Origin of the sequence: Paracidovorax wautersii, assembly GCF_900113035.1 — a bacterium.
In the GTDB taxonomy this organism is placed as follows: domain Bacteria; phylum Pseudomonadota; class Gammaproteobacteria; order Burkholderiales; family Burkholderiaceae_C; genus Paracidovorax; species Paracidovorax wautersii.
The window spans coordinates 181,407-207,015 of record NZ_FONX01000002.1 but is presented as its reverse complement, the minus strand read 5'-3'; the positions used below and the strand labels follow the sequence as shown (position 1 = coordinate 207,015).

The 25,609-nt window shown below is 71.2% G+C and carries 21 protein-coding genes; 9 read left to right on the top strand and 12 right to left on the bottom strand.

Going from position 1 to position 25,609, the window contains the following annotated elements; translation table 11 throughout:
- The first annotated feature begins 102 nt into the window (after positions 1-102).
- The 4 genes from BM070_RS03505 (at position 103) to BM070_RS03490 (ending at position 4,491) form a co-directional block, all read left to right on the top strand.
- Positions 103-987 carry an SDR family NAD(P)-dependent oxidoreductase gene (locus BM070_RS03505; RefSeq protein ID WP_092937636.1) on the top strand — a complete coding sequence of 295 codons (885 nt, stop codon included), beginning with the start codon at positions 103-105 and terminating at the stop codon, positions 985-987.
- Between the two features lie 22 nt (positions 988-1,009).
- A complete protein-coding gene (gene treF, locus BM070_RS03500) occupies positions 1,010-2,803 on the top strand; it encodes an alpha,alpha-trehalase TreF (RefSeq protein ID WP_092938129.1) in 1,794 nt (597 codons plus the stop codon).
- Positions 2,804-2,984: 181 nt separating this feature from the next.
- Positions 2,985-4,136 (top strand): mechanosensitive ion channel family protein, encoded by a 1,152-nt coding sequence (locus tag BM070_RS03495; protein ID WP_092937634.1) that lies wholly within the window; start codon positions 2,985-2,987, stop codon positions 4,134-4,136.
- A gap of 100 nt (positions 4,137-4,236) precedes the next feature.
- Positions 4,237-4,491 carry a hypothetical protein gene (locus tag BM070_RS03490; RefSeq protein ID WP_092937632.1) on the top strand — a complete coding sequence of 85 codons (255 nt, stop codon included), beginning with the start codon at positions 4,237-4,239 and terminating at the stop codon, positions 4,489-4,491.
- An 18-nt stretch (positions 4,492-4,509) separates the two neighbouring features.
- Here the strand turns inward: BM070_RS03490 and BM070_RS03485 are convergent, their stop codons facing one another.
- Positions 4,510-5,007, bottom strand: a complete 498-nt coding sequence (locus tag BM070_RS03485; RefSeq protein WP_092937630.1) for an NUDIX hydrolase — start codon at positions 5,005-5,007, stop codon at positions 4,510-4,512.
- A 43-nt stretch (positions 5,008-5,050) separates the two neighbouring features.
- Positions 5,051-5,962: a DMT family transporter gene (locus BM070_RS03480; RefSeq protein ID WP_092937628.1), complete on the bottom strand. Its 912-nt coding sequence runs from the start codon at positions 5,960-5,962 to the stop codon at positions 5,051-5,053.
- A gap of 140 nt (positions 5,963-6,102) precedes the next feature.
- Between BM070_RS03480 and gcvA the strand changes: the two genes are divergently transcribed.
- Positions 6,103-6,987 carry a transcriptional regulator GcvA gene (gcvA, locus tag BM070_RS03475; RefSeq protein ID WP_092937626.1) on the top strand — a complete coding sequence of 295 codons (885 nt, stop codon included), beginning with the start codon at positions 6,103-6,105 and terminating at the stop codon, positions 6,985-6,987.
- Positions 6,988-7,006: 19 nt separating this feature from the next.
- Here the strand turns inward: gcvA and BM070_RS03470 are convergent, their stop codons facing one another.
- The gene (locus BM070_RS03470) at positions 7,007-7,576 is read right to left on the bottom strand and encodes a GNAT family N-acetyltransferase (RefSeq protein WP_092937624.1); all 570 of its coding nucleotides are present in this window, start codon (positions 7,574-7,576) and stop codon (positions 7,007-7,009) included.
- Between the two features lie 166 nt (positions 7,577-7,742).
- On the opposite strand from BM070_RS03470, the gene BM070_RS03465 reads away from it, so the two are divergent.
- On the top strand, positions 7,743-9,521 hold the full coding sequence (locus BM070_RS03465) for a GGDEF domain-containing protein (RefSeq protein WP_092937622.1): 1,779 nt from the start codon (positions 7,743-7,745) through the stop codon (positions 9,519-9,521).
- A gap of 150 nt (positions 9,522-9,671) precedes the next feature.
- Here BM070_RS03465 and BM070_RS03460 read toward each other — a convergent pair whose 3' ends face one another.
- From BM070_RS03460 to BM070_RS03435, 6 genes are all read right to left on the bottom strand, one after another.
- On the bottom strand, positions 9,672-10,376 hold the full coding sequence (locus BM070_RS03460) for a riboflavin synthase subunit alpha (protein WP_092937620.1): 705 nt from the start codon (positions 10,374-10,376) through the stop codon (positions 9,672-9,674).
- Between the two features lie 139 nt (positions 10,377-10,515).
- On the bottom strand, positions 10,516-11,907 hold the full coding sequence (locus BM070_RS03455) for an esterase-like activity of phytase family protein (RefSeq protein ID WP_092937618.1): 1,392 nt from the start codon (positions 11,905-11,907) through the stop codon (positions 10,516-10,518).
- 104 nt (positions 11,908-12,011) lie between these two features.
- The gene (locus BM070_RS03450) at positions 12,012-12,500 is read right to left on the bottom strand and encodes a DUF2127 domain-containing protein (protein WP_092937616.1); all 489 of its coding nucleotides are present in this window, start codon (positions 12,498-12,500) and stop codon (positions 12,012-12,014) included.
- 114 nt (positions 12,501-12,614) lie between these two features.
- Entirely contained in the window at positions 12,615-14,537 is a 1,923-nt protein-coding gene (locus tag BM070_RS03445; RefSeq protein WP_092937614.1) for a methyl-accepting chemotaxis protein, read from the bottom strand.
- A gap of 229 nt (positions 14,538-14,766) precedes the next feature.
- Positions 14,767-15,756 (bottom strand): HD-GYP domain-containing protein, encoded by a 990-nt coding sequence (locus BM070_RS03440; RefSeq protein ID WP_092938127.1) that lies wholly within the window; start codon positions 15,754-15,756, stop codon positions 14,767-14,769.
- Positions 15,757-15,761: 5 nt separating this feature from the next.
- A complete protein-coding gene (locus tag BM070_RS03435) occupies positions 15,762-19,511 on the bottom strand; it encodes a PAS domain S-box protein (RefSeq protein ID WP_092937612.1) in 3,750 nt (1,249 codons plus the stop codon).
- A gap of 247 nt (positions 19,512-19,758) precedes the next feature.
- On the opposite strand from BM070_RS03435, the gene BM070_RS03430 reads away from it, so the two are divergent.
- Positions 19,759-20,013 carry a DUF2061 domain-containing protein gene (locus tag BM070_RS03430; protein WP_092937610.1) on the top strand — a complete coding sequence of 85 codons (255 nt, stop codon included), beginning with the start codon at positions 19,759-19,761 and terminating at the stop codon, positions 20,011-20,013.
- A gap of 209 nt (positions 20,014-20,222) precedes the next feature.
- Here BM070_RS03430 and BM070_RS03425 read toward each other — a convergent pair whose 3' ends face one another.
- Positions 20,223-20,570, bottom strand: a complete 348-nt coding sequence (locus tag BM070_RS03425) for a flagellar basal body protein (protein ID WP_092937608.1) — start codon at positions 20,568-20,570, stop codon at positions 20,223-20,225.
- A 62-nt stretch (positions 20,571-20,632) separates the two neighbouring features.
- Positions 20,633-21,607 carry a LysR family transcriptional regulator gene (locus BM070_RS03420; RefSeq protein ID WP_092938125.1) on the bottom strand — a complete coding sequence of 325 codons (975 nt, stop codon included), beginning with the start codon at positions 21,605-21,607 and terminating at the stop codon, positions 20,633-20,635.
- Between the two features lie 171 nt (positions 21,608-21,778).
- Between BM070_RS03420 and aptA the strand changes: the two genes are divergently transcribed.
- Both aptA and BM070_RS03410 read left to right on the top strand, forming a co-directional pair.
- On the top strand, positions 21,779-23,155 hold the full coding sequence (gene aptA, locus BM070_RS03415) for an omega-aminotransferase AptA (RefSeq protein WP_092937606.1): 1,377 nt from the start codon (positions 21,779-21,781) through the stop codon (positions 23,153-23,155).
- A gap of 65 nt (positions 23,156-23,220) precedes the next feature.
- The gene (locus BM070_RS03410) at positions 23,221-24,738 is read left to right on the top strand and encodes a CoA-acylating methylmalonate-semialdehyde dehydrogenase (RefSeq protein WP_092937604.1); all 1,518 of its coding nucleotides are present in this window, start codon (positions 23,221-23,223) and stop codon (positions 24,736-24,738) included.
- A gap of 62 nt (positions 24,739-24,800) precedes the next feature.
- Here BM070_RS03410 and BM070_RS24735 read toward each other — a convergent pair whose 3' ends face one another.
- Entirely contained in the window at positions 24,801-25,601 is an 801-nt protein-coding gene (locus BM070_RS24735) for an OmpA family protein (RefSeq protein WP_175518405.1), read from the bottom strand.
- Positions 25,602-25,609: the final 8 nt, after the last annotated feature.

Here is a 25,609-nt window from a genome sequence, read left to right as displayed (position 1 = left end):
TGGGCTGGCGGCATGAATGGCTTGCAGGGCGGCCTGCCGGGTGACTCGCAGGTGCGCTGCCGTCCTGCACCGCGCACGCGGCGCTTGGGCCACCCTGTGCGGATGAACGCCCCAGCCTCTCATCCCCCCACCGCCGCCCACGCCCCCACGTCTTCCGCTGCAACGCCGGCGCCCCCTGCAACGCAGCAGCACGAGCCTGACGTCACCCCGCGGCCCGGCCCGCGCCTGGCCGGCCAGGTGGCGCTGGTCACCGGCAGCGCACAGGGCATCGGCCTCGCGGTGGCCGAGCGGCTGGCGCAGGAGGGCGCGCACATCGCCCTGCATGTGCGCAAGGAAGACGAGCGCTCCGCCCGCGCGCAGCAGCGCATCGCCGCCACCGGCCAGCGCTGCGAGGTCTTCGCGGGCGACCTGAGCGACGTGCCGCGCATGCAGGCCCTGGTGGCCGAGGCGGGCGCCGCCTTCGGCCGGCTGGACGTGCTGGTCAACAACGGCGGGCTGGAGCTGCGCGCCGACTTCCTCGACACCACCGAAGCCGACTACGACACGGTGCTGGACGTGAACCTCAAGGGCGCCTTCTTCACCGCCCAGGCCTTCGCCCGCCAGCTGCGCGACGCCGGGCGGCCGGGCCGCATCATCCACATGAGCTCGGTGCACGAAGACCTGCCCTTCCCGCACTTCACCTCGTACTGCGCCAGCAAGGGCGGCCTGCGCATGCTGATGCGCAACATGGCGATCGAGCTGGCGCCGCTGGGCATCACCGTGAACAACGTGGCGCCCGGCGCCATCCGCACGCCCATCAACGATGCGCTGATGCAGCAGCCGGCCAAGCTGGCGGCGCTCAAGGGCCAGATCCCGCTGGGCCGCCTGGGCGAGCCGCCCGACGTGGCGGGCGCGGTGGCCTTCCTCGCCTCGCCCGATGCGGCCTACATCACCGGCGCCACGCTGGTGGTGGACGGCGGACTTTTATGGAACTATGCGGAGCAATGAGGACCGCACAGACATGAGCAGCATGAGCGCCACCACCGCCCCGCCCGCCCCCGTCAACCCGGCTGCGGCCAGCCAGCGCATCTCCGACCGGCATCCGGCCTACCGCATCCACCTGAACCTCTCGCGCGTGCAGGCGCCGGGCGCGCCGCCCTGCGACCATTGCACGCCGGCCGACCGCTACCAGGAGCTGTTCATCGCGGTGCAGAGCCAGCAGGTGTTCGCCGACAGCAAGACCTTCGTGGACTGCGCCCCGCGGCAGGAGCCCGAGGCGATCCTGGCCGCCTACCGCGCGCTGCACGCGCAGCCCGGCTTCGACCTGGGCGCTTTCGTCATGGAGCATTTCAGCTCGCCCGAGGTGACGAACGACGACTACGTGGGCACGCCAGGCCTCTCGCTGGCCGAGCACATCGACGCGCTCTGGCCCGTGCTCACGCGCAGCCCCAAGGAACACCCGCAGCGCGGCTCCGCCCTGCCGCTGGCCCACCCCTACGTGGTGCCGGGCGGGCGCTTCGCGGAGCTCTACTACTGGGATTCGTACTTCGCCATGCTGGGCCTGGCGGCCTCGGGCCGCACCACGCTGCTGCACCACATGACGGACAACTTCGCGCGGCTGATCGATGCCTTCGGCTTCGTGCCCAACGGCACGCGCACCTACTACCTGAGCCGCTCGCAGCCGCCGCTCTTCGCCTCCATGGCCGAGCTGAGCGCGCTGGCTGGCGGCCCGCCCGTGTCGCACTACCTGCCGCAGCTGCTGCAGGAGCACGCCTTCTGGATGGACGGCCTGCACGTGCTGCACCCCGGCGATGCGCGCCGCCGCGTGGTGGCGCTGCCGGGCGGCGAAGTGCTCAACCGCTACTGGGACGACCGCGACACGCCGCGCGAGGAGTCATGGCGCGAGGACGTGGAGACAGCGTCCCTGGCCGACCGCCCCTCGCCCGAGGTCTATCGCGACCTGCGCGCGGCCTGCGAGTCGGGCTGGGATTTCTCCACCCGCTGGCTGCGCGCACCCGACCCGGCCGATCCGGCCACGCTGCAGCTCTCGCAGATCTGCACCACGCAGCTGCTGCCGGTGGATCTGAACGCCTTCCTGTACCGGCTCGAAGTCTCCATCGCCAAGGCCAGCCAGACGATGGGCGATGCCGCCACGGCGCGCCACTTCCACGAGCTGGCCGCGCACCGGCGCGAGGCCGTCAACCGGCTGCTCTGGAACGAGGCCGAGGGCGCCTATTTCGACTACGACTGGAAGGCGGGCACGCTGCGCACGTGCCTGACCGCCGCCACGCTGGTGCCGCTCTACGCCGGCATGGCCACCGAGGCACAGGCCGCCGCGGTGGCCCGCACCGTGCAGGCGCGGCTGCTGGCGCCCGGGGGCCTGGCCACCACCGAATGCGCCAGCGGCCAGCAGTGGGACCGGCCCAACGGCTGGGCGCCGCTGCAGTGGATGGCCGTGCGCGGGCTGGAGCGCTACGGCCACCGCGCGCTGGCGCTGGAGGTGCGCCGCCGCTGGATCGACACCGTGCGCGCCGTCTATCAGCGCGAAGGCAAGCTGGTCGAGAAATACGCCCTGCGCGCCCATGAGCACGACACCGCCGCCGGCGGCGACGGCGGCGAATACCCGCTGCAGGACGGCTTCGGCTGGACCAACGGCGTGGTGCAATGCTGGCTGGACCCGCGCTACGACACCGAAGCCGCCGCCCAGGCCATCTACTACGGCCCGCCGGACGAAAGCCTGATGCGGCAGAGCTGGGCCGACGAGCCCACCGCCGAGGACAGCGCCACCCACGGCGCTACGGACGGCACCGCACGCGGCGGCTGATCCGCCGGCGGCAGGCCCGGGCGGCTTTCTTCTGCTGCTGCCTGCGCCTGCCCCCCCCCGCCGCCCCCTCGGCAACCCACCCACAGCGCAACGCGCTTCAGCGGTGCGGCAGCGGCATTGCCCCGCCGCCGCACACATCCCTTCAAACCTTCGTCATTTCACAGAGAGAGGATTCACCCGCATGGATAGAGAGCTCGCTTCCGCCACCGCCTGGCTGCACACCGAAACCTTCTGGGGCCTGACGGCCTCCAGCCTGCTGATCGCCGCAGCCGCCGCCCTGCTGACCTACCTGGTGCTCACGCTGCTGCTGCGCTGGGCCGTGGGCCGGGCGCAGCGGGTGGCGCAGGGGCAGGCAGCCGATGCCCCGCGCGGCGGGCCGGCCTCCATCGCCCTGCAGGTGCTGGCCGGCACCAGCCGCCTGCTGATCCTGCTGGCCGCGCTGCTGGTGGGCGCGGGCCTGCTCGATCTGCCCGGCCGCTGGCCGGCCAAGGTCGATCAGCTCTGGTTCCTGGCACTGGCGCTGCAGGTGGGCCTCTGGGGCACGCGCGCCACGGCGCTGGTGGTGGACCGCTACCGCCAGCACCACGGCGCCACCGGGCCGGCGCAGATGAGCGCATCGGCCACGCTGATGTCGTGGGGCCTGCGCACGCTGCTCTGGGCCACGGTGCTGCTGGCCATCCTCTCGAACCTGGGGGTGAACATCACCGCCTTCGTCGCCAGCCTGGGCGTGGGCGGCATCGCCATCGCGCTGGCGGTGCAGAACGTGCTGGGCGACCTGTTCGCCTCCATGGCCATCGCGGTGGACAAGCCCTTCGAGGTGGGCGACTTCATCGTCGTGGGCGGCGTTGCCGGCACGGTGCAGCAGATCGGCGTGAAGACCACGCGCATCCGCGCGCTGAGCGGCGAGCAGGTGGTGATGAGCAATACCGACCTGCTCAAGCAGACCATCAACAACTACCGCCACATGCGCGAGCGGCGCATCGTGTTCAACTTCCGCGTGCCCTACGGCACCCGCGCCGACACGGCCGAAGCCATCGCCCAGGCCGTGCGCCGCATCATCGAGGCCGAGCCCAACGCGCGCTTCGACCGCGCCCACCTGCAGTCGTTCAGCGAAACCGGCCTGGCCTACGAGGTGGTCTACATCGTTCTGGATGCGGGCTACAACGTCTATATGGACCTGCAGCAGAAGATCAACCTGGCGCTGATGCGCGAGCTGGAGGCCCTGGGCGTGGACTTCGCCGTGCCCGAACGCCGCCTGCACGTGGCCAGCCTGCCGCCGCAGCCCCCGGCCGCGCCGCTGCAGACGGGCCCGGCCCGGCCCCTGTCGGCATGACGCTATGGATTGAATAGCAGACCGCACCCGTAGAATCCGCGCTCCGCCCCGAAAGGGCCGGAGCGCTTTTTTCCATTCCCGTTTTCCGGACACCCTCCCCATGACCCGCGACACCGCCCGCCAGAACGAACTCAAGAAGATGGAGCTGTGCGAGCCGTGCTCGGGCATCCAGCGCAACTGGCGCCGCGCGCCCGGCCATGCCGAGCTGGTGCAGCGCGGCAGCCGCAAGGAAGAGCGCGAGGACGGCCGCATCGTCACCGTCACGCGCTACCGCTGCGACCGCTGCGGCACGGCCTGGGAATACGAGAACGACAAGGCCGACCAGCACGTGGGCTGGTCCGTCGTCGGCCGCTGAGCGGCCCTCAGCCCGCGCTCAGCGCAGGCTGCCCGGCGGCGGCTGCAGCACCGACGGGTCGGTATGCACCAGCTCCAGCGGAAAGCGCTGGCCCGCCAGATAGTCGCGGATGCATTCGAGCACCAGCGGGCTGCGCAGCCGGTCGGCGCAGCATTCGATCTCTTCGAGCGTCATCCACACCGTGCGCACGATGCCGTCGTCCAGCGTGCGCCAGGCATGCGGCGCGCCCACGCTGCCCGCGAAGGCGAAGCGCATGTAGGTGATGTCGTCGCCCGTGCGCGTGCGCGTGAAGCGGTTGAGATAGACGCCCACCAGCGCGGCGGGCGTGAAATCGCAGGCGGTTTCTTCCAGCACCTCGCGGATGCAGCCTTGCACGGGCGACTCGCCCGGGTCCAGGTGGCCCGCGGGATTGTTCAGGCGCAGCCCGTCGGCGGTGTCTTCTTCCACCAGCAGAAAGCGGCCTTCCTGCTCGACGACGGCGGCCACGGTGACGTTGGGTTTCCAGCGGTTGGGCATGGCGGCATTATGACCACGGCCCAGGCGCCGTGCAGCCCACGCGTCAGGAACGCGGCGGCGGCGGCGCCACGGGCCGCAGCACCAGCCACAGCGCACCACCGATCAGCCCGCCCCCGGCGGCGTGCGCCCAGGTGGCCGCCTCGCCCAGCACCAGCCAGCCCCAGGCCACGCCGAACGGCGGAATCAGGAAGGTCACGGTGAGCGCCTTGACCGGCCCCACGTCGGCGATGAGCCGGAAATAGAGCACGTAGGCCCAGGCCGTGCAGAGCAGGCCCGTGGCCAGCAACGCGGCCCAGACCACCGGCGACGCAGCCATCCAGGTGGCTGGCAGGCCCGGCTGGCGCCATGCCTCCCAGGCCGCGAAGGGAGCCAGCACCAGTACCGCGCCCCACTGGCTGCCCAGCGCGACCAGGCGGCTGTCGAGCCCGCCGCGCGCAGTGATCCAGCGCCGCGTGAGAAAGCCCGCCGTGCCGTAGCAGGCCGTAGCGACCAGGCAGGCACAGATACCGCCCAGCGCTGCGGGCGTGAGCGCCACCGGCCCGGCCTGCGCCAGCACGGCCACGCCGGCCATGCCCAGCAGCACGCCGCCCAGCCGTGCGGCGGTGATGCGCTCGCCGAAGGCCAGCGCGCCGATCAGCACGCCCATGAGCGGCGTGGTCGCGTTCAGGATGGCGCTGTAGCCGGCCGGCAGCACGCGCGCGGCCAGCGCGAACATCAGGAACGGAATGCCGGAATTCACCACGCCCAGCACCAGCGCCGCGCCCAGCTTGCCGTGGAAGGCCGGCCGCAGCCGCGCCACCGCCACCAGGGCCATCAACCCCGCCGCCGCCAGCACCACGCGGCCGAAGGTGGTGGGCACGGCCCCCAGCACCGGCACGGTCATGCGCACGAAGAGAAAGCTGCCGCCCCACAGGGCGGCCAGGGTAAAGAGGCGAACGAGGCTGGAGATGTTCATGGCGTGGTCGAGCCGGCGATGCGGAACAGGTGGTGAGGCGGTGAGGGCCAAGGGAGTCGGAAGCCTGCGGATTGTGCGAACCGTGGATAGCTGGCACAAACGATTTATCCTGTGAGCCTGTTGAGCCTTTCTAAACACCCATGCGTCTTCCTCCCCTCGTGTCCGTGCGTTTCTTCGAAGCCGCGGCGCGCCACCTGAGCGTTCGGCGCGCGGCGGCCGAGCTGCACGTGACGCCGGGAGCCGTGTCGCAGCAGGTGCGCAAGCTGGAAGACTTCCTGGGCTGTGCGCTGTTCGAGCGGCAGGCGCGCGGCCTGGCGCTGACGGCGGCGGGGCGCGACTATCAGGCGGCCTGCGGCGAGGCGCTGGGGCGCATCGGCCAGGCCACGTCGCGCCTGCTGGCAGCGCACGAACGACGCGTGGTGCTGGTCAGCTGCACGCCCGGCTTCGCCGCGCAATGGCTGGTGCCGCGCCTGCAGACCTTCCTGCAGACGGCGCCGCTGCTGGACGTGCACGTCAGCACCACCCAGCGCCTGGTGGACCTGCAGGCCGAGGGCGTGCAGTTCGCCGTGCGCCATGGCTGCGGCCCCTATCCCGGGCTGCGGTCCGAGCGTCTGCTGGACGATGACCTGATCGCCGTCTGCAGCCCGCGCCTGGTGGCGCCGCGCCGCATGGCCCGCACGCACGACATCACCGGCGAGCGGCTGCTGCACGACGGCCAGCGCGACGACTGGCGCCTGTGGTGCCAGGCCCGGGGCCTGCCGGGCGTGGATTGCGCGCAGGGGGTGGTATTCGCGCATTCCAATGGCGCGATAGAGGCCGCGCTGGCGGGCCGGGGCTTCGCGCTGGTGCGGCGTGCCCTGGTGGCACGGGAACTGGCCGCGCGGTCGCTGGTCGGCGTGCAGGGCGACAACGGCCTGCCCACGCCTCTGGCCTACCACCTGGTGTATGCACCCGACACGCTCATCGACCCGGCGCTGCGACAGTTCCGCGACTGGATCGTGGCGCAGGCGGCAGAAGAGGCGTGAGAACGACCGGGCGCACGCCCTAGCCCGGACCTTCCCGCACCATGTAGACGGCCCCTTCGCCATAGCCGGCCAGCCGCTGCCGCTGTGCCGCGCCGGCAAGTGCCCGCACGTCAAAGCCCTGCCGCGCCCAGTAGGCCTGGGTGCCCTGCACCGACACCAGGGCGGCATGCCGCAGCCCGTCGGCGCGGGCGCCCTGCCAGGCGGCCGCCAGCAGCCGCTGCGCCAGGCCCTGGCCGTGGAATGCGGGCAGCACGGCCATGTCGTGCAGGTAGAGCGTATCGGCGGTCCCCGGCACGGCGCAGAAGTCGCCCTGCAGCGGGGTAATGTGGCCGAGCACGCTGCGGTAGGCGGCCAGGTACGCGACCAGCGGGCCTTCCGCGCCATCGGGGCCGCGCACCAGCGCCAGCGAGCACTGCGCCGCGCTGGCCAGCCGCCGCGCGAACACCGCCTCGCCCTCGATCAGGCCGTCGCCGTAGCAGGTGCGCTGCACGGCCAGCAGGCCGGGCACGTCGGCCGGCCGCAGCGGGCGCAGCCGCAGGCCCGGCGGGGGCAGGCCGCGGGCGATGGGTGAAACATGGCGATCAGTCATGCGGATTGAAAAGAAACGTCATCGAAATGCCGTTGAATACGCTTGCCTTGCGGCAAGAGCGTGCCGGGCGGCAAGGGATATGTCAGGATCACCCTCCCGACTCGCCGATTGTCCGGCGCCGCCGGCCCTACAAGGGCTGGAAGGCCGCCCGTTTTTGCTGATTGCCATGTCTCTGAGTCGCCTGTTGCACCTGCTGAGCCTGACCCTGGCGGCCGTCACCGCCGCGCTGGTGGTGCGGGCCGGCGTGCAGGAATGGTGGCAGTGGCAGCAGGCTGTGCGCGGGTCGCAGGCCATTGCGCGGCTGCAGGCGGACCTGCTGTTGGCCGAGCGCCTCTCTTTCGAGCGCGGCCCGGCCAATGCGCTCATGGGGGCCCGGCAGGAGCCGCCCGATCCCGACCGGCTGCGCGCGCTGCAGCAGGCCCGCGAGCGCACCGACGCGGCCCTGGCCCGGCTGGCCGAGCTGCTGCAAACGCAGCGGCAGCCGCAGATAACCGGGGCCGAGAGCCACCTCCAGAACATCGCCGCCCGCCTGGCGGAGGCGCGCAGCAGGGTGGATGCCACCATCGCCCAGCCATCGGCCCAACGCACTGCGGCGCAGGTCCAGGCCAGCGTGCAGGGGATGATCGCCATCGTGCCGCTGCTGACGCCCCTGACCAATGCGTTGGAGCAGGCCGCCCGGCAGACGCAGCCGGCGACGGAACGCTATCTGCAGACCCTGCGGCTCACCGCCGACCTGCGCGAGCAGGCCGGCCTGCTGGGTTCGCACTTCACGGCGCCGCTGACCAGCGGGCAGCCCTTCACACCCAACGAGCGCCTGGCCATCGAGCGCACGCGCGGGCATGTCGCCACGCTGCAGGCGCTGATCGAGCACCGCTTCAGCGCGCCCGACACGCCCGCGGTGATGGCCGAGCGCTGGGCCGCCGTGCAGCGCGGCTACTTCGACGAGGCGCAGCGGCAGCTGGTGGCGCCGGTCATGGCGGCCGGCAATCCCCGGGGCACGGAGCGGTTCCCATGGACGGCCGCGGAATTCGCGGACCGCTACGTGCCGCGGCTGACGCTGGTGGTGGCCCTGCGCGACGCGGTGCTGGCCCAGCTGCAGGCCCAGGCCGCCGCAGCGCAACGCGCCGCCCTGCGCAGCCTGGCGCTGGTGATGGCGGCCTCGCTGGCGCTCTTGCTGCTGACGGGCTACCTGCTGCTCACGCTGCGGCGGCGCGTGCTGCGGCCGCTGGCGGAGGTGACCCGCGCGCTGCAGGCGCTCACGCGCAACGAGCTGGACGCGCCCCTGCCGCGCATCACCGTGGAGGACGAAGGTGCCGCCGTGGTGCGGGCCGTGCGCGCGCTGCAGCAGCAGACCCGGGCACGGCAGATGCTGGAAGTGGAGCGCGACGGCCTCATCGCGCAGCTGCGCGAGCAGTCGCTCACCGACGTGCTGACCAGCCTGCCCAACCGGCGCGCCTTCTTCGCCGACGCCGCGCAGCGCCTGTCGCTGGCGCTGCGCCAGCGCTTCGAGGTGGCGGTGGTGATGCTGGACGTGGACTCCTTCAAGGCCTTCAACGACCGCGCCGGCCACACCACGGGCGACGCCGCGCTGCGCCTCGTGGCGGCGGCCATGCGCTCGGCCCTGCGTGCGGAAGACAGCGCCGCCCGCTACGGCGGCGAGGAGTTCGTCGCGCTGCTGGCGCCCTGCGCGCTCCCCCAGGCCCGGCTGCTGGCCGAACGGGTGCGGGAGGCCGTCGCCGCCACGCCCGTGCCGCTGCCCGACGGCAGCACGGCGCTGCTGACCGCGAGCCTGGGCGTGGCGGTCTCCAGCATCAGCGGGTTCGATCTGGACCAGCTGCTCTCGGATGCCGACGACGCGCTCTACCGCGCCAAGCGGGGCGGGCGCAACCGGGTGGAGCTGGCCGAAGAGCCGGCGGCCGAAGCCGGGGCCGCTGCGGCGATCTGAGACGGATGCGCAGGGCGCTATCCATTCGATAGCTGATAGCGCAGGCACGGCAAGCGCCAACGCGGTAAAAGCCTCATATGCCACACGGGGCACGCACGGGCCGCCGGCCCGCAGGCACGCCCGGCCCAGGCGCCCGGGCCGGCGCCGCCTTCAGCGCGGCAGCGTCGGCGGCTGCACCAGGTCGTCGAGCGACAGGCCTTTTTCCTGGAGCAGCGCCTCCAGCACGGGCTTCAGGCGCCCCAGGCTTTCCTGCACGGCCTCGCGCACCGTGTCCACCACCACCTGGGTGCTGCGCTCGATCTCGATGTTGAGGCGGTCGCCCTCGCGCTTGCCCTCGAACACCGTGGCACGGCGGGTTTCGGGGATCAGCCAGACCTCGAACCAGCCCTCCTGCCGGTTGACCTCGGCCACCGTCAGGCTGGCGCCGTGGATGGCGATGTAGCCCTTGGCGAAGACGTAGCGGCGGAAGGGCTCGGGCACGGCCACGCGCCAGACCAGGTTGTTGTCGAACTCGCGGCGCTCCACGAGCGTGCCGGTGAAATCGATATGGCCTGAAAGCGGGTGGCCGCCGATCTCGGCGCCGTCCTTGGCGGCGCGCTCCACGTTCACGCGGTCGCCCTCAGCGTAGCTGCCCAGCGTGGTGATGTTCAGGCTCTGCAGCATCACGTCGAAGTTGGCGCGCGTGGGCGAGACCAGCTCGGTCACCGTCAGGCACACGCCGTCGGTCGCCACGCTGGCGCCGATGGCGAGGTCTTCGCAGAAGCCTGCGGGAAAGTCGAGCGTGAAGGTGCGCAGGCCCGCGCGGTCTGTGATGGCGGCGATGCCTGCCGTGGCCTGGACGATGCCGGTGAACATGGTGGACGGTCTTCTAGGAGGAAGGAAAAGGCGGCGAAACGGGCGAAGGGCGATTCTGCCAGCCGCCTCCATCCCGATGCTGCGGACATGAAAAAGGCTGCCCATCGGGCAGCCTGTGCGGCCGGCGCAGCGGGCTCTTTCAGCGGGCGCGCAGGAAGTCGCCCACGTCGAGCAGCACCAGCTCGTTGTCGTCGGCCTGGTTGGGCTCGCGGCTGGAGCTGAAGGGCAGGTTGTTGTCGTTGCCGACCACGATGTGGGTCGGGTCCACGATGTCCACGTTCTCGATGGTGAAGAACGGGAAGGCGAGCACGCCGCCCGTCAGCGGCTTGCGGGACAGGTGCTGCGGGTCCTGGATGTTCAGCAGGTCGATGTAGCCCAGCTTGCGCAGCGGGCCGCCCGCGTTGGCGTCGGTCAGCTCCACCTTGTAGACGCGCTTGAACTTCGCCACGTCGGAGAAGCAGTCGGCGCGCTTGGTGCCTTCGGGGCAGGCCTTGTCGGGTGTGCCTTCGCCGTTGTCGCGTTCGATGACGAGGCCCATGGTGGGGCTGACCATGTTGAAGTCGCCGATGGCGTTCTGGTTGGCCTCCAGCACGTACTTCCAGTGGCGGCCGGTCCACTTCTCGGCCTTCACGTCGAATTCGAGCACGCGCAGGTACTGCTTGCCGCCCTCCACCGATTCATAGGCCTTGGCGGATTCGTCCCACACCGGGCCTTCGAGCAACGCGTAGAGCTTGCTGCCGTCGGGGCTCGCGGCCATGCCCTCGAAGCCCTTGGAACGCTTGATGTCGAAGGCCGGGGCCTTGGCGTCGGGCGCGCCGGCGGTGGTGACGGCCGGGTTGTCGGGCGAGCGCACCACGCGGCCATCGACCTGCGTGTCGAACACGGCCAGCACGCGGCCGTTCAGGTCGGCCTTGATGAGGTAGGGGCCGAACTCTTCGCCGATCCAGAGCGCGCCACCCGCGAACTGGAAGCTCTCGGGATCGAAGTCGGCGCCGGTCAGGTAGCGCTGCCGGGTGCCCTCTTCGGCGATGCGGAAGGGCACCTTCTTGTCGGGGTCGTGCAGGAAGACGGTCTTCAGGCGCCTGAACTGGCCGCTCTTGAAGTCCACATGGTAGTGGTTCAGGTAGAGCATGAAGTCGGGCGAATTGGCCTTGGAGCCGGCGCCGTTGTCGGTCAGGATCCAGAAGCTGCCGTCGGGCATGTGCTTGATGCCCGAATGGCCTTGCGCGGGCTGGCCCTCGAACGGCAGCGACACGCCCGTGGGCCGGCCGGCGGACTGGCCTTCGACGGTGCCCACCGCGTCCACACGCCGGGCCGTGGTGAACTTGCCGCTGGTGCGCAGGTCGGCGGGCGCATCGGCGGGCGGCGCGATGAAGGAGCGCGCCGGCAGCACGGCATGGCCGGCCAGCACGGCGGGAAAGGCTTGCGGGGCCGTCTGGGCCTGCGGTTGCGTTTGGGCCTGTGCCGGCAGGGCGGCGATGCAGGCCAGCGCGGCGCAGGCGGCCAGGCGGAAGGTCGAAGGGAACAACATGGGCAGCGCTCTCTCGGGGCAATGGGAAGAGCCGCCACCATGCCCATGGCCCATGACGCCGCCATGACGCGGCACGAGCGCCCGGCCCCCGTTGCGCAGCGCGCTCAGCCGCCCGCGCGCCGCCGCTGCGCCAGCTGCCAGCCCAGGTAGGCGATCACCGCCGCATTCAGCGCGATCACCGCCGTGGCCGCGGCCGTGGGCCGGTGCAGCCAGTGCCAGAGCTCGAACGGGATATAGAGCCCGCCCGAGAGCGCGCCCAGCCATTCGCCCCAGGCGCGGTCGCGCCAGAGGCCGTAGGCCTCGGCGAAGCGCAGCGCCGCATAGCCGGTGGCCATGGCGGTGAGCATCTGCCAGTCGCCGTGGCCGGACCAGCGGTCGATGCCGGCCAGCAGCAGCGCGGGGTAGTGCGCGCCGGGGCTCAGCCCCACATGGCCGATGAGCGCGACCGCGATCTGGTGCAGGTCGTTGTGCAGCAGGCCCAGCACGCCGACGCCGGCGACGAGCGCGACGGCGCCCTTGAGCGCCTCGAAGGCCGCGATGGTGCGCAGCGTGCGGCGGGTGCGGTGCGGGGCGGAGGGAGAGGAAGAGGCCATGGGTGGGTCCGAAGAGGGCGATGCGATCCGGGGACGGGAACTGCAGTATCCACCGGCCAGCAGCCCCGGCGAACGAACGATGCAGCGGCCGCCTCTACCCGCCTGCAGCCCCCGTCAGGCCAGGCGGAACACCGCCACGGCCTGCACCAGCTGCTGTGCCTGCTCGTTCAGGCTGTTGGCGGCGGCGGCGCTTTCTTCCACCAGCGCGGCGTTCTGCTGCGTGGTGGTGTCCATCTGCGTGACCGCCTCGCCCACCTGGGCGATGCCCGAGCTCTGCTCGGAGGTGGCGGCGCTGATCGCGCCCACCAGTTCGCTGACCTTGCGGATGGAGTCAACGATCTCCTGCATGGTGCTGCCCGCCTGGGTGACCAGCTGCGCGCCCTGGCCGGCCCGGGCGACGCTGGTGGTGATGAGTTCCTTGATCTCGCGCGCCGCCGCGGCCGAGCGCTGCGCCAGGCTGCGCACCTCGCTCGCCACCACCGCGAAGCCGCGGCCCTGCTCGCCGGCGCGGGCGGCTTCCACGGCGGCATTGAGCGCCAGGATGTTGGTCTGGAAGGCGATGCCGTCGATCACGCCGATGATGTCCGCGATGCGGCTGGAGCCGGCGTTGATGTCCTGCATGGTCTGCACCACCTGCTGCACCACCTCGCCGCCGCGGGTGGCGACGCCGGCCGCGTTGCGGGCCATCTCGCTGGCCTGGCGGGCGGTGTCGGCGTTGTGCTGCACGGTGGAGCCGAGCTCTTCCATGGAGGCAGCGGTTTCCTCCAGGGCGCTGGCCTGGGTCTCGGTGCGCTGGCTCAGGTCGTTGTTGCCCTGGGCGATCTGCGCGCTGGCGGTGGCCACGCTTTCGGAGTTCTGCCGCACCGAGCCGACTACGCTGCTCAGGCGGGCCATCATGGACTGCAGGGCCGTCATGAGCTGTGCGATCTCGTCGCTGCCCTGGACCGGCACGCGCACCGAAAGATCACCGGCCGCCACCGACTCGGCGAGGTGCACCGCGGTGCCCAGCGCGCGGTTGGTGGTGCGCGTGATGGTGACCATCACCCAGACCGCCACGCAGGCCAGCGCGGCCAGCACAGACAGCAGGACCAGCAGCAGATGGCGCTGGCGCGCGATCTGCTGGTCGAGCGAGGTCTGCAGCAGGGAGAACGAGGCATTCACCAGCGAGAACTGCGCATCGACGAAGCCCGTCATGCGGGTGATCCAGGTCGTGGCCGGCAGCGTCAGCGCCTCGGGGCGCACGATCGACTCCTCGGCCAGCTTGAACGCGTCCTGGCCGGCGGCCACGGCGGTGTTGCGCGCCGAATCCACGGCGGCGGGCAGCGTGCCGGAACCGGCGGCCAGCTCGAGCGCCTTGCGCGCGTCTTCGTAGTACTGGCGCGCCCGGTCGGCGAGCGCTTCGAGGCGCGCACGATCTTCCGGCGAGGCCTCGCCCCGGCCCAGCAAGACCGCGCCCCGCGCCCGCATCTGCCCGAGCGATTCGGCCAGCTGCGGCAAGTGCGACAGCACGGCACGCTGCACGAAGTATGTGGAAGCCTCGGGGTCCAGCGCGAGGCCGGAGCTGTTGGCCACGTCGTCGATCAGGCTGAGCAGCCGGCCGATGACGGCCGTGTGCCGCTGGTTGCTCTGCGGGCCGGTGAGGGACTTGCCCGCGACGGCGCCGGCCAGCGCGTTGAAATCCGTGGCCATGCTGTCGAAGCGGTCGGAGAGCGCCTTGTCCGCCAGAGGCGGCAGTTCCTTGCGCACCTGGGCGATCGTGGCGTCGATGTCCTGCTGGCGCTTCTGGCGGTCGGCCTCTGCGGACGACGTGCCGCTCAACACCGCGGCGGACAGGCCCCGGTGCTGCTGCATCTGCTGCAGCAGGCGCAGCATGTCGGCGGCAGGGGCCAGGCCCAGGCGCTCGGTGCGCGCCACGTCGAGCTTGTCCATCGCGATGCTGACCAGCATGACGGTGGGTACGAGAAAGAGAGCCAGCGCCAGCGCACCGATGAGTGCGAACTTGCGCGAAAAGCGGAGATGAGTGATCCAGGAAGCCATGTTGATGCGTTAGATGTTTCAATTTGCTACGCATCGTGACGACAGATGGATCATCAGTTGCGTGCATTGCTGAGAGGGCAAGGCACGTCTTGGTGCTCCCATGCACCGATGTTAACCATACATATTGTTACCATGATGACGGAAGCGGTATCCGCCTACAGCTCCCCGCCCAGGGTGTGGCGCATGGGCCTCAGCCCGCGCCCGCGGGCCTCCCGCAGGGGCCGGTCCCCTATTCCGCCCACTGCTCGCGCACTTGCAGCAGCTGCGGCTTGAGCGCGGAGAAGGGGCCGACCAGATCCGGGTCGAAATGCCGCCCGGCCTGGGAGTGCAGGTAGTCCATCGCGTCCTCCACGTTCCAGGCATCCTTGTAGGGGCGGCGCGTGGTGAGGGCATCGAACACGTCGGCGATGGCGATGATGCGGGACTCCAGCGGAATCTCCCGGCCCACCAGCCCGCGGGGGTAGCCGGAGCCATCCCACTTCTCGTGATGGGTCAGCGCGATGGTGCTGGCCAGGCGCAGCACGCCGCCGGGGTGCTCGCCGATGATCTCGGCGCCGATGCTCGGGTGGGTGCGCATGACGTCCCACTCGGTGGCGTCGAGGCCGCCGGGCTTGCGCAGCACGGCGTCCGGAATGCCGATCTTGCCCACGTCGTGCAGCGGCGCGGCATGCAGCAGGTCTTCCGCCCAGGTGCTGTCCATGCCGATGGCCAGCGCCAGCATCTGCGCGTAGAGGCTCATGCGGATGACGTGCTTGCCGGTCTCGTTGTCCTTGTATTCGGCCGCGCGGCCCAGCCGCTGCAGGATCTGCAGGCGCGATTCGCGCAGCTCGTCCATGCGGACCAGCGACAGGTGCGTGCGCACGCGGGCACGCACCACCGCGGCGCTGATGGGCTTGGCGATGTAGTCCACCGCGCCCAGCTCCAGGCCGCGGGCCTCGTCGGCCGCGTCGCTCAGCGCGGTCACGAAGATCACCGGCATGCCGGCGACCTGCGGCTCGGCCGCGAGCCGCTGCAGGACGGCGTAGCCGTCCATGTCCGGCATCATCACGTCGAGCAGCATCAGGTCGGGCCGCTGCTGCAGCGCGATCTCGACGGCCTTGGGGCCGCTGGTGGCGAAGAGCAGCCGGTAGTCCTGCTGCAGCACCTGCCGCAGCACCTGCAGGTTGGCGGGCTCGTCGTCCACCAGCAGCAGGCGCGGGCGGTGGTCGGGGAGAGTCATGGCGGTCATGGCAACACCTCCTGGCCCACGGCGGCCTCGCCCCGGGACCGCAGATCCTGCAGGCAGTCGCGCGCTGCGTCGAAATCGAATGCGTCGATGGCGTCCTGCAGCCGCTGCGCGTCGCGCACGGGCAGCAGGGCGAGCAAGGCGTCCAGCGCGCCGACCGCGATCTCGCTGTGGGCCAGGGCCTGGTCCAGGGCGTCGATGGCCTGGCGCTGCTGCAGCGGGTCGGCCGCGGCGGCCGGTGCCGCCGGCACGGGCGGCTGCGCATCACCGCGCTCGGGCGCAGCGGGTGCGAGTGGCGCCAGGGCCACCGCCACCGCATCCAGGGCCGGCAGCAGCGCGTCGAGCGCTAGCCGCAGCGGCGCGGCCGGGGGCGCGGCATCGGTGCGCGCAGCGGCCAAGGCGAGCTGTTCCAGTTCGGCGGCCAGCGCCTGCACGCGCCGCATAGCCAGGTTGCCGGCGGCGCCGTGTAGGCGGTGCGCGGCGCCGGCCAGCATCGGCCAGTCGGCTTGCGTGGCGGCGGACTGCAGGCCGGCGGCCTGCTCTCGCGCCTGGGGCAGAAAGCGCTCGATGGACTGGCGCAGCCGGCCGGCATCGCCCCAGGTCCGCTCGGCGTGGAGCCAGTCGATGTCGGGCAGCGGCGCAGCCGTGTGCACGGCCTCGTCGGGCAGCCAGTCCGGCAGCAGGCCCAGCACCCGGCCCACCTCCTGCAGCAGGCGCGCGGCATCCACCGGCTTGCTGGCGAAGCCCGCCATGCCGGCGGCGCGGGCATTCTGCTGGTCCTGCGCCAGCACGCTGGCCGACAGGGCCACCACGGGCGTGGGCACCCGGCCGCTCGCCCGTTCCTGCGCGCGCAGCAGGCGCGTGGCTTCGAGGCCGTCCATCTCGGGCATCTGCAGGTCCATGAGCACGATGTCGAAGGTCTGGGCCGCTGCGGCCTGCAGCGCGGCGGCGGCGCTGCCCACGCAGGTGACGGCATGCCCGGCCCGGGCCAGCAGCAGCTGCAGCAGTTCGAGGTTGGCGGGCACGTCGTCCACCGCCAGCACGCGCAGGTGCGGCAATACCGGCAGCGCGGGCTGAGCGGGCAGCTGCGCGGCGGCCTGGGCGCGCGCCAGCGGCAGGCGCACGGTGAAGACGCTGCCTTCGCCCACCACGCTCTGCACGCCGATGCCGCCGCCCATGAGCTCGGCCAGCTGCCGCGAGATGGTGGTGCCCAGGCCCGTGCCTCCGTAGCGCCGGGTGGTGGACGGGTCGGCCTGCGAGAAGGCGTCGAAGATGCGGTGCGCGCTCTTCGCATCCATGCCGATGCCGGTGTCGATCACGGCCAGCTCGACCTGGCCTTCGGCATGCCGCACCCGCAGCGTGACGCCGCCCTGGTGCGTGAACTTGAGCGCATTGCCCAGCAGGTTCAGCAGGATCTGCTGCACGCGGAAGCCGTCGCCGTGCCAGAAGTCCGGCACCTCGGGCGGAAAGTCCAGCACCAGATCCAGCTGCTTGCTGCTGGCCTGGATGCGCAGCGAATCCATGATCTGCACGCACAGCGCGCGCAGGCTGAAGTCGGTGCATTCCAGGCCCATCGCGCCCTTGTCGAGCTTGGCGGTATCCAGGATGTCGTTGAGCAGGCGCAGCATGGAGCGGGCCGCGCGGTGGACGGTGCTCAGGTGGCGGCGCTGCGCCTCGTCGAGGCCGCTGTCGAGCAGCGCCTCGGAGAAGCCGATGATGGCGTTCATCGGCGTGCGGATCTCGTGGCTCATGTTGGCCAGGAAGGTGGCGCGCGAGCGGGCCGCCTGCTCGGCCGTGTCCTTGGCCAGGCGCAGGTCCTGCTCCATCGCCCGGCGCTCGCTCAGGTCGGTGGCGAACTTGATGATCTTGATGACCCGGCCGCCCGCATCGAGGATGGGGTTGTAGGTGGCATGGATCCACACCGGCCGGCCGTCCTTGGCCACGCGCTGGTATTCGCCCGCGTCCAGCTCGCCGCGCGCCAGGCGCGTCCAGAGCGTGGCATACGCCGGGTCCCGCACGTAGTCGGGCGTGCAGAACATGGCGTGCCGCCGCCCCACCACCTCGTCGAGCGTGTAGCCCATGAGCCGCAGGAAGTTGCCGTTGGCCGTCAGCAGGCGGCCGTTCAGGTCGAACTCGGCCACCGCCTGGGCGCGGTTGAGGGCGCGCACCACGCCGGAGAACTCGGCGTTGCGTGCCTTGACCTCGGTCTCGTCCACGATCACGCCGTCGATGTACTGCACCGCAGCGCCGTCATCCGCCAGCCCCCTCCCCGTTTCGGACACCCACACCACGGCGCCGGAGCGCGCCATGAGGCGGTATTCGACCCGGTAGGGCCGGCCTTCGGCCACGGCGTCCGCCACCGCGTGCCACACGCAGGCGGCATCCTCTTCGTGGATCAGGCTGGAGAGCGCCATGCGCCCCCCGACCAGCTCGTGCGCCGACCAGCCGGTGAGCGCTTCCACCGCGTCGCTGATGAACACCAGGGCCCGGTCGGGCTGGCAGCGGCTGCGGAACGCCACGCCCGGAATGTTGCCCACCAGCGAATGCAATTGCTCGGCGTTGCTGCGGCGTTCGGCCTCCAGCGCGCGGCGCTCGGTCAGATCGACGAGAAAGCCCACGTAGAGCGGCATGCCGGGCAGTTCGACGCGGCCCACGGCCAGGCGGATCGGCACCAGCGAGCCGTCCTTGCGCAGCGCCTCGACCTCGCGGCTGCCGCCGACCATCTCGCCGAAGGCCGTGCGGCCGTGCAGCTGGCGATAGAGCTCGTGCTTTTGCCGCAGGGCCGGCGGCATGAGCATGACGGCGTCGCGCCCCAGCACTTCCTGCTCGCGCCAGCCCAGCATCCGCTCGGCCGCCCGGTTGAAGGACTGGATCAGGCCGTCATCCCCAAGGGTGACGATGCCGTCCACCGCCGTCTGCACCACGGCGCGCAGGCGCGACTCGTCGGCCATGGCCTTGCGGTAGAGCAGCCGGTGGCGCAGGGCGCCGTTGGTGGCGGTGACCAGCACGCCCAGCCCCACGGCCACCGCCGCGATCGCGAGCGGCAGCGAGCCGGCGTAGGCGTGCGCGGAATGCGCCGGCTGCCCGACGAGGCGCACCGCATCGACGCTGATGTAGTGCATGCCGGCGATCGCCACGCCCATCACGGCGCCGCCGCCCACGTCGGCCAGCCAGCCGGGCATGCCCTCGCCCTGCGAGGGCTGGTGCGCGCGCAGCAGCCACTGCCGCGCATGCAGGGACGCCACGGCCATGCCCAGGGCGAATACCACGGAGGCCAGGAAGCCGTCCACGTCGTAGCGCATGATCGGCGCCAGGGTGGAGGCCGCCATGCCGAGGTAATGCATGGCGGCGATGCCCAGGCCCACCAGCAGGCCGCTGACCGTGACGCTGCGCCCGCTGGCCTGCGGCTGCGCCAGCACGTTCAGCGCCACCCACGAGGCCAGCAGCGCCGGCAGCACCGACAGCGCGGTGATGCCGGAATGGAACACCCCCTGGCGGCACAGATCGAAGGCCAGCATGCCGACGAAATGCATGGCCCAGATGCCGCCGCCCAGCCCCAGGGCGCCCGAAAGCACCACGGCCCGGCGGCCCAGGGGCGTGACCGCCACGCGCGCGAGCCCGGCCAGGTGCATGGCCATGATCGAGGCCAGGACCGCCAGCGCCACCGACAGTGCGACCAGCCAGGGATCGTGCCCCCAGGCAGCCAGCGGCCCACGGCCGACGTCGTTGACGAAATAGGCATCAAACATTTACTTACCAGCTGAAAATTTTGGTTGCGCATTCTGCCCAACGGAATACAGCCTTGCTTTCGCCTGCCGGAGCATTTGAGCGCGATGCCCGGGCTTTCGTCGCGCACGCGCCGTGGCGGCCGCATCGCGCACTGCAGGGCGCACGGCCAAGCGATAGTTTCTATCTCTTGATTAGAAAGCCGCAATTGGCGTAATCAACCACCCATCCGTAGCATGGGCGCATTGCCGATTCGAGAGGAACCCCACGATGTCCCGCCTGCGCGCCACCGCCCGCCAGAACCTGCCCACGCTGATGAAGACGGGCAGCTACTACCTGATCCACATCTGCGTCGCCGCCCTGGTGGCCTACGCGGTCACGGGCAATCTGATCGCGTCGCTCACGCTGAGCCTGCTGGAGCCTACGGTCCAGGCGGTGGCCTTCTTCTTCCATGAAAAGGCCTGGGAACGCGCGGCCCGCCGCCGCGAAGCCGCAGCGCTCGACAACGCGGCAGCCGCTGCCTGAACGCACAGCGCCAACGCCTCAGACGAAAGGAACGCACCATGCCCTCGACCTCACCGAACCGGCCCGGCACGCCCGCCGCACGGGCCTTCCAGCACTGGCTGATGGACCGCCTGGCCGGGCTGGCCTGGGCGCAGTGAGCCAGGGCCGCCGCAGGGCCCGGGACGAAACGCGAAGAGAGAGAAAGAAAAGAGAGAAAGAGATGAAGGCCGTCAGGCGCGCACGTCGAGCAGCGCGCCCATCATGCGGTCGTTGGTGCGCAGCACCTGCAGATTGGCCGTGAACGCGTAGCTGGCGGATAGCTGGTCCACCGCCTCGCCTTCGAGCGAGGTGCCCGAGGGTGCCGCCGCCGCCTCGCCACCCTGCGCGGGGGCCGGCGCGCCCGTCGCCGGCTTCACGCGTGCCGCGACGCCGCCCTGCCCTGGCACGGCCTCTTCCTGCACCGACTGCGGGCGAAAGCCCGGCGTGCTCGCATTGGCCACATTGTTCGCCGACACGTCCATGCGCATCTGCGCGGCGCGCAGGCCGGAGGAGGCGATAGCCGAAACGCTGCTGTTCATGGTGCGGGCTCCGAGGCAAGAGGCAGGGCGGGAAGAAGGCCGATTATGCGGCGGAGCGCGTTTCAGCGCCCGGCGGCACCCGCGGCATGGGCGCGCTCCAGGCACTGCACGAACACCTGCACGGCCCGGCTGGGCGTGGGCGAGCGGCGCACCAGGCTCACGAACTGGCAGCGGTAGAAGAAAAGCTCCGGCCGCACGGCCTGCATGCGGCCCTGGCGCTCGAAGCTCTCGGCATAGTGGTCGGGCAGAAAGCCCAGGTAGCGGCCCGAGAGCACCAGCGTGGCGATGGATTCCTGGTCGAACCCGGTGGCGCTGCGCGTAAGGCGCGCCTGGTGGCTCAACTCCATGTTGGGCGAGTGGTAGCCCAGGCCGGCGAAGGGGTGGGCGCGCAGCGCGTCCCAGTCGAGCGCGGCATGCTGTGCGCCGAAGAGCGGATGGCCCGCGCCGCAGTAGAGCTGCATCGTCTCGCCGAACAGGTCGGCATAGACCAGGCTCTGCGAGGCGCGGTGCGCCGGGATGATGCCCACCTGCCAGCTGCCGTCGATCACGCCGCGCTCGATGGCGTTGATGGAGGCCACATGCAGCTGCAGCTGCACGTCGGGCGCCTGGGCGGTGAAGGCGGCGATGGCCTGGCCGATGCGGGCAGCCGGATTGCTGGCGGTCTTGTCGAACACGGCCACGGCCAGCTGGCCGCCCATGCGGGCGTGGATGTCGTCGATGCCGTCGCGAAAGCCCCGCACGGCGGCCAGCAGGCGCAGGGTTTCCTCATAGACCCGCTGCCCCTCGGGCGTGAGCGCGAAGCCCGCGCGCCCGCGCCGGCACAGGGTGAGGCCCAGGCGCGCCTCCAGGTCCTTGACGTGGCGGCTCACGGTGCTGGTGCCGATGTTCAGCTCCAGTTCGGCCGCGGCCATGCCGCCGCATTCGACGACGCTCTTGAACACCTGCAGCAGGCGCAGATCCATGTCGGCCACCTGGCCCAGCACGGCACGCTGGCGCGGCAGGGGAACGGACGGGGCGGGAGCGGAGGCATCAGGCATGGGCATTCCGGGTCATTACTTGCACTACTGCGCAAGTGAACGGTGATATTGCGGCATTCAAGGGATTATCGGCCGCACGAACAATGGCGCATCGCATCGGCAGGCTGCCATGCGCCCATCGTTTCGCCACGCCCCGCTGTCATCCCGCTTTCACTCTCACCGGAGTCCCGCATGAGCTTCGTTCCCCTGGATACCCCCGTCGCCGACCAACCGGACGCCGGCGCCGCGCCGCGCATGGACGCCGCCTGGCTCGACGCCCACTGGATGCCCTTCACGGCCAACCGCCAGTTCAAGGCCAAGCCGCGCATGATCGTCGCGGGCCAGGGCGCCTACTACACCGACTCGGACGGCCGCAAGATCTTCGACGGCCTCTCGGGCCTGTGGTGCGCGGGCCTGGGCCACGGCCGCCGCGACATCGCCGAAGCCATCGGCCGCGCCGCCGCCACGCTGGACTACGCGCCGGCCTTCCAGTTCGGCCACCCGGCCTCGTTCACGCTCGCCAACACGATCCGCGAGCTGACCCCGGCGGGCCTGGACTACGTGTTCTTCACCGGCTCGGGCTCCGAATCCGCCGACACCTCGCTCAAGATGGCCCGCGCCTACTGGCGCGCCAAGGGCCAGGCGAGCAAGACGCGCCTGATCGGCCGCGAGAAGGGCTACCACGGCGTGAACTTCGGCGGCATCTCGGTGGGCGGCATCGTGGGCAACCGCAAGACCTTCGGCCAGGGGATCGAGGCCGACCACCTGCCGCACACCCAGCCGCCCGCCGGCTCCTTCGTGCAGGGCATGGCCGAAGACGGCGGCCGGGCGCTGGCCGACCGGCTGCTGGACGTGATCGCGCTGCACGACGCGAGCAACATCGCGGCGGTGATCGTGGAGCCGTTCTCGGGCTCGGCCGGCGTGGTCATCCCGCCCAAGGGCTACCTGGAGCGCATCCGCGAGATCTGCACGCAGAACAACATCCTGCTGATCTTCGACGAGGTCATCACCGGCTTCGGCCGCTGCGGCGCCTGGACGGGCGCGGAAGCCTTCGGCGTGACGCCGGACATCCTCAACTTCGCCAAGCAGGTGACCAACGGCGCCCAGCCGCTGGGCGGCGTGATCGCCACGCGCGAGATCTACGACACCTTCATGGCGGCGGGCGGCCCCGAGTACATGCTCGAATTCCCGCACGGCTACACCTATTCGGCCCACCCGGTGGCCTGCGCTGCGGGCAACGCGGTGCTCGACATCCTGCAAAAGGAAGACGCACCGGGCCGCGTGAAGGCGCTGGCGCCCTACTTCCAGCGCGCCGTGCACGGCCTCAAGGGCGCCAAGCACGTGGCGGACATCCGCAACTACGGCCTGGCGGCCGGCTTCACCATCGCCGCCCTGCCGGGCGAGCCGGCCCGCCGGCCCTATGAAATCGCCATGAAGTGCTGGGACAAGGGCTTCTACGTGCGCTACGGCGGCGACACCATCCAGCTCGCGCCGCCCTTCATCAGCACCGAGGCCGAGATCGACCGCCTGGTCAGCGCCCTGGGCGATGCCCTGGACGAAACCGCTTAACTCATCTTTTGATAGCAGGCAGCGCAGGCACCACCTGCGCTGCAGGCACTTTTGACCTTGAAACCATGCAACACGACAAATCCGTGACCTCCACCGTCGGCCACCTGATCGGCGGCCAGCTCGTCGCCGACACCGCCCGCACGCAGCCGGTGTTCAACCCCGCCACCGGCCAATCGACCACCAGCGTGGCCCTGGCCGACCAGGCCACCGTGGAGGCCGCCATCGCCTCGGCCGAAGCCGCCTTCCCCGCCTGGCGCAACACGCCGCCGCTCAAGCGCGCGCGGGTGTTCGCCAAGCTCAAGGTGCTGCTCGAAGAGCATGCCGACGAGATCGCCGCCCTCATCACCGCCGAGCACGGCAAGGTGCTCTCCGACGCGCACGGCGAGCTGCAGCGCGGCATCGAGAACGTGGAATACGCCAGCTACGCGCCCGAGCTGCTCAAGGGCGAGCACAGCCGCAACGTGGGCCCGGGCATCGACAGCTGGAGCGAATTCCAGGCGCTGGGCGTCACCGCCGGCATCACGCCCTTCAACTTCCCGGCCATGGTGCCGCTGTGGATGTGGCCCATGGCCGTGGCCTGCGGCAACACCTTCGTGCTCAAGCCCTCCGAGCGCGACCCCAGCAGCACGATGTTCATCGCCCGGCTGGCGCTGGAAGCGGGCCTGCCGCCCGGCGTGCTGAACGTGGTCAACGGCGACAAGACCGCCGTCGATACGCTGCTGCGCGATCCGCGCGTGAAGGCCGTGAGCTTCGTCGGCTCCACGCCCATCGCCGAATACATCTACGCCGAAGGCTGCAAGCACGGCAAGCGCGTGCAGGCCCTGGGCGGCGCCAAGAACCACGCCGTGCTGATGCCCGACGCCGACATCGGCAACGCCGTGAGCGCGCTGATGGGCGCGGCCTACGGCAGCTGCGGCGAGCGCTGCATGGCCATCCCGCTGGTGGTGGCCGTGGGCGACGAGACGGCCGATGCCGTGATCGCGGGCCTGAAGACCGAGATCGCCAAGATGAAGGTCGGCCCCGGCACCGACAACGGCAACGACATGGGCCCGCTGGTGACGAAGCAGCACTTCGAGAAGGTGAAGGCCTATGTGGACAGCGGCGTCGCCGAAGGCGCGACGCTGGTGGTGGACGGCCGCACGGTCAAGGTGGACGGCCACGAGGAAGGCTACTTCCTCGGCGCCTGCCTCTTCGACCACGTCAGGCCCGGCATGAAGATCTACCAAGAAGAGATCTTCGGCCCCGTGCTGGGCGTGGTGCGCGTCAAGACGCTGCAGGAAGCCATGCAGCTCATCGACGACCACGAATACGGCAACGGCACCTGCATCTTCACGCGCGACGGCGAGGCCGCCCGCTACTTCACCGACCACATCCAGGTCGGCATGGTGGGCGTGAACGTGCCGCTGCCCGTGCCGGTGGCCTACCACTCCTTCGGCGGCTGGAAGCGCAGCCTGTTCGGCGACCTGCACGCCTACGGCCCGGACGCCGTGCGCTTCTACACCAAGCGCAAGACCATCACCCAGCGCTGGCCCTCGGCCGGCGTGCGCGAAGGCGCGGTGTTCAGCTTCCCCAGCAGCCGCTGAGGCCCGCCACCGCCGCCGGCCCGCGCGGGCTGGCGGTCAGGACGGATTGCTTGCCTGCGGGCTTACTTGCCCGCAGCGCTGGCGGCGGGCTTCTTGTGCGCCGCATGGCCCGCCGGATGGGCGCCCGCCTTGTGCGGAGCGGCCTTCTGGGCCGTCTTGTGCGCCCCGGCTTTCGCCGGCGCGGCCTTGGCCCGGGAGGCCGGTGCCTTGCGCTCCTTCTTGTCCTTCAAGGCCTTCGCGGGCACCTTGGCGGTTTTGGCGGCCTTGGCCTCCGCATACTTTTGCGGCGGCAGGGCCTGCGCCGCAGGGGCCAGGGGCTGCAGCGCCGTGACTGCGGGCTGCGCCGCCGCAGCAGCGCCCTGCGGCAGCACCGTCACCACCTCGCGCGCCTCTTCGGTGCTGTACTTGACCCGCAGGTTCTGCGGCGGCACGCCCCGCAGCACCAGTTGCTTGCGCACCGACAGGGCCCGTGCCAGCGCGGCATCGCGCGCCGGTTCGGGCTTGTTGGCCTGCCGGTCGCTGTAGCCCTTGATCTCCCAGAGCGCCGTCTTGTCGCGGGCCAGCAGATCCAGCAGGGCCGCGGTGCCCGGCGGCAGGTCGGTCGCGATGCCGGAAAAACGCGCCAGCGTGCCGTCGTCGGGCATGCGCAGCGCCGCCGGGGCGGCCGGCGCCGGAGCGGGCGCGGCCACGGGCGGCGCAACAGGTTCTGCGGCGGGGGCCGCCACGGGCGCGGCGGATGGCTGAGGCGCCGGAGCCAGGGGCGCCGTGCAGCCTGCCGCCAGCACGGCAGCGCCCAGCAACAGGGCGGGAACGAGAGCGGGCACGAAGGGGGAAGGGGCCAGGGAAGGCCGGTCTGAACGCATGGGATACG

Bases quoted from the DNA above. Each gene is read 5' to 3' on its own strand.
- aptA (WP_092937606.1), top strand. From the start codon at position 21,779: ATGAGCTTCGTTCCCCTGGATACCCCCGTCGCCGACCAACCGGACGCC.
- BM070_RS03495 (WP_092937634.1), top strand. From the start codon at position 2,985: ATGGATAGAGAGCTCGCTTCCGCCACCGCCTGGCTGCACACCGAAACC.
- BM070_RS03490 (WP_092937632.1), top strand. From the start codon at position 4,237: ATGACCCGCGACACCGCCCGCCAGAACGAACTCAAGAAGATGGAGCTG.
- BM070_RS03450 (WP_092937616.1), bottom strand. From the start codon at position 12,500: ATGGCCTCTTCCTCTCCCTCCGCCCCGCACCGCACCCGCCGCACGCTG.
- BM070_RS03465 (WP_092937622.1), top strand. From the start codon at position 7,743: ATGTCTCTGAGTCGCCTGTTGCACCTGCTGAGCCTGACCCTGGCGGCC.
- BM070_RS03425 (WP_092937608.1), bottom strand. From the start codon at position 20,570: ATGAACAGCAGCGTTTCGGCTATCGCCTCCTCCGGCCTGCGCGCCGCG.
- BM070_RS03445 (WP_092937614.1), bottom strand. From the start codon at position 14,537: ATGGCTTCCTGGATCACTCATCTCCGCTTTTCGCGCAAGTTCGCACTC.
- BM070_RS03440 (WP_092938127.1), bottom strand. From the start codon at position 15,756: ATGACTCTCCCCGACCACCGCCCGCGCCTGCTGCTGGTGGACGACGAG.
- BM070_RS03455 (WP_092937618.1), bottom strand. From the start codon at position 11,907: ATGTTGTTCCCTTCGACCTTCCGCCTGGCCGCCTGCGCCGCGCTGGCC.
- BM070_RS03420 (WP_092938125.1), bottom strand. From the start codon at position 21,607: ATGCCTGATGCCTCCGCTCCCGCCCCGTCCGTTCCCCTGCCGCGCCAG.
- gcvA (WP_092937626.1), top strand. From the start codon at position 6,103: ATGCGTCTTCCTCCCCTCGTGTCCGTGCGTTTCTTCGAAGCCGCGGCG.
- BM070_RS03435 (WP_092937612.1), bottom strand. From the start codon at position 19,511: ATGTTTGATGCCTATTTCGTCAACGACGTCGGCCGTGGGCCGCTGGCT.
- BM070_RS03505 (WP_092937636.1), top strand. From the start codon at position 103: ATGAACGCCCCAGCCTCTCATCCCCCCACCGCCGCCCACGCCCCCACG.
- BM070_RS03485 (WP_092937630.1), bottom strand. From the start codon at position 5,007: ATGCCCAACCGCTGGAAACCCAACGTCACCGTGGCCGCCGTCGTCGAG.
- treF (WP_092938129.1), top strand. From the start codon at position 1,010: ATGAGCGCCACCACCGCCCCGCCCGCCCCCGTCAACCCGGCTGCGGCC.
- BM070_RS03410 (WP_092937604.1), top strand. From the start codon at position 23,221: ATGCAACACGACAAATCCGTGACCTCCACCGTCGGCCACCTGATCGGC.
- BM070_RS03480 (WP_092937628.1), bottom strand. From the start codon at position 5,962: ATGAACATCTCCAGCCTCGTTCGCCTCTTTACCCTGGCCGCCCTGTGG.
- BM070_RS03460 (WP_092937620.1), bottom strand. From the start codon at position 10,376: ATGTTCACCGGCATCGTCCAGGCCACGGCAGGCATCGCCGCCATCACA.
- BM070_RS03470 (WP_092937624.1), bottom strand. From the start codon at position 7,576: ATGACTGATCGCCATGTTTCACCCATCGCCCGCGGCCTGCCCCCGCCG.
- BM070_RS24735 (WP_175518405.1), bottom strand. From the start codon at position 25,601: ATGCGTTCAGACCGGCCTTCCCTGGCCCCTTCCCCCTTCGTGCCCGCT.
- BM070_RS03430 (WP_092937610.1), top strand. From the start codon at position 19,759: ATGTCCCGCCTGCGCGCCACCGCCCGCCAGAACCTGCCCACGCTGATG.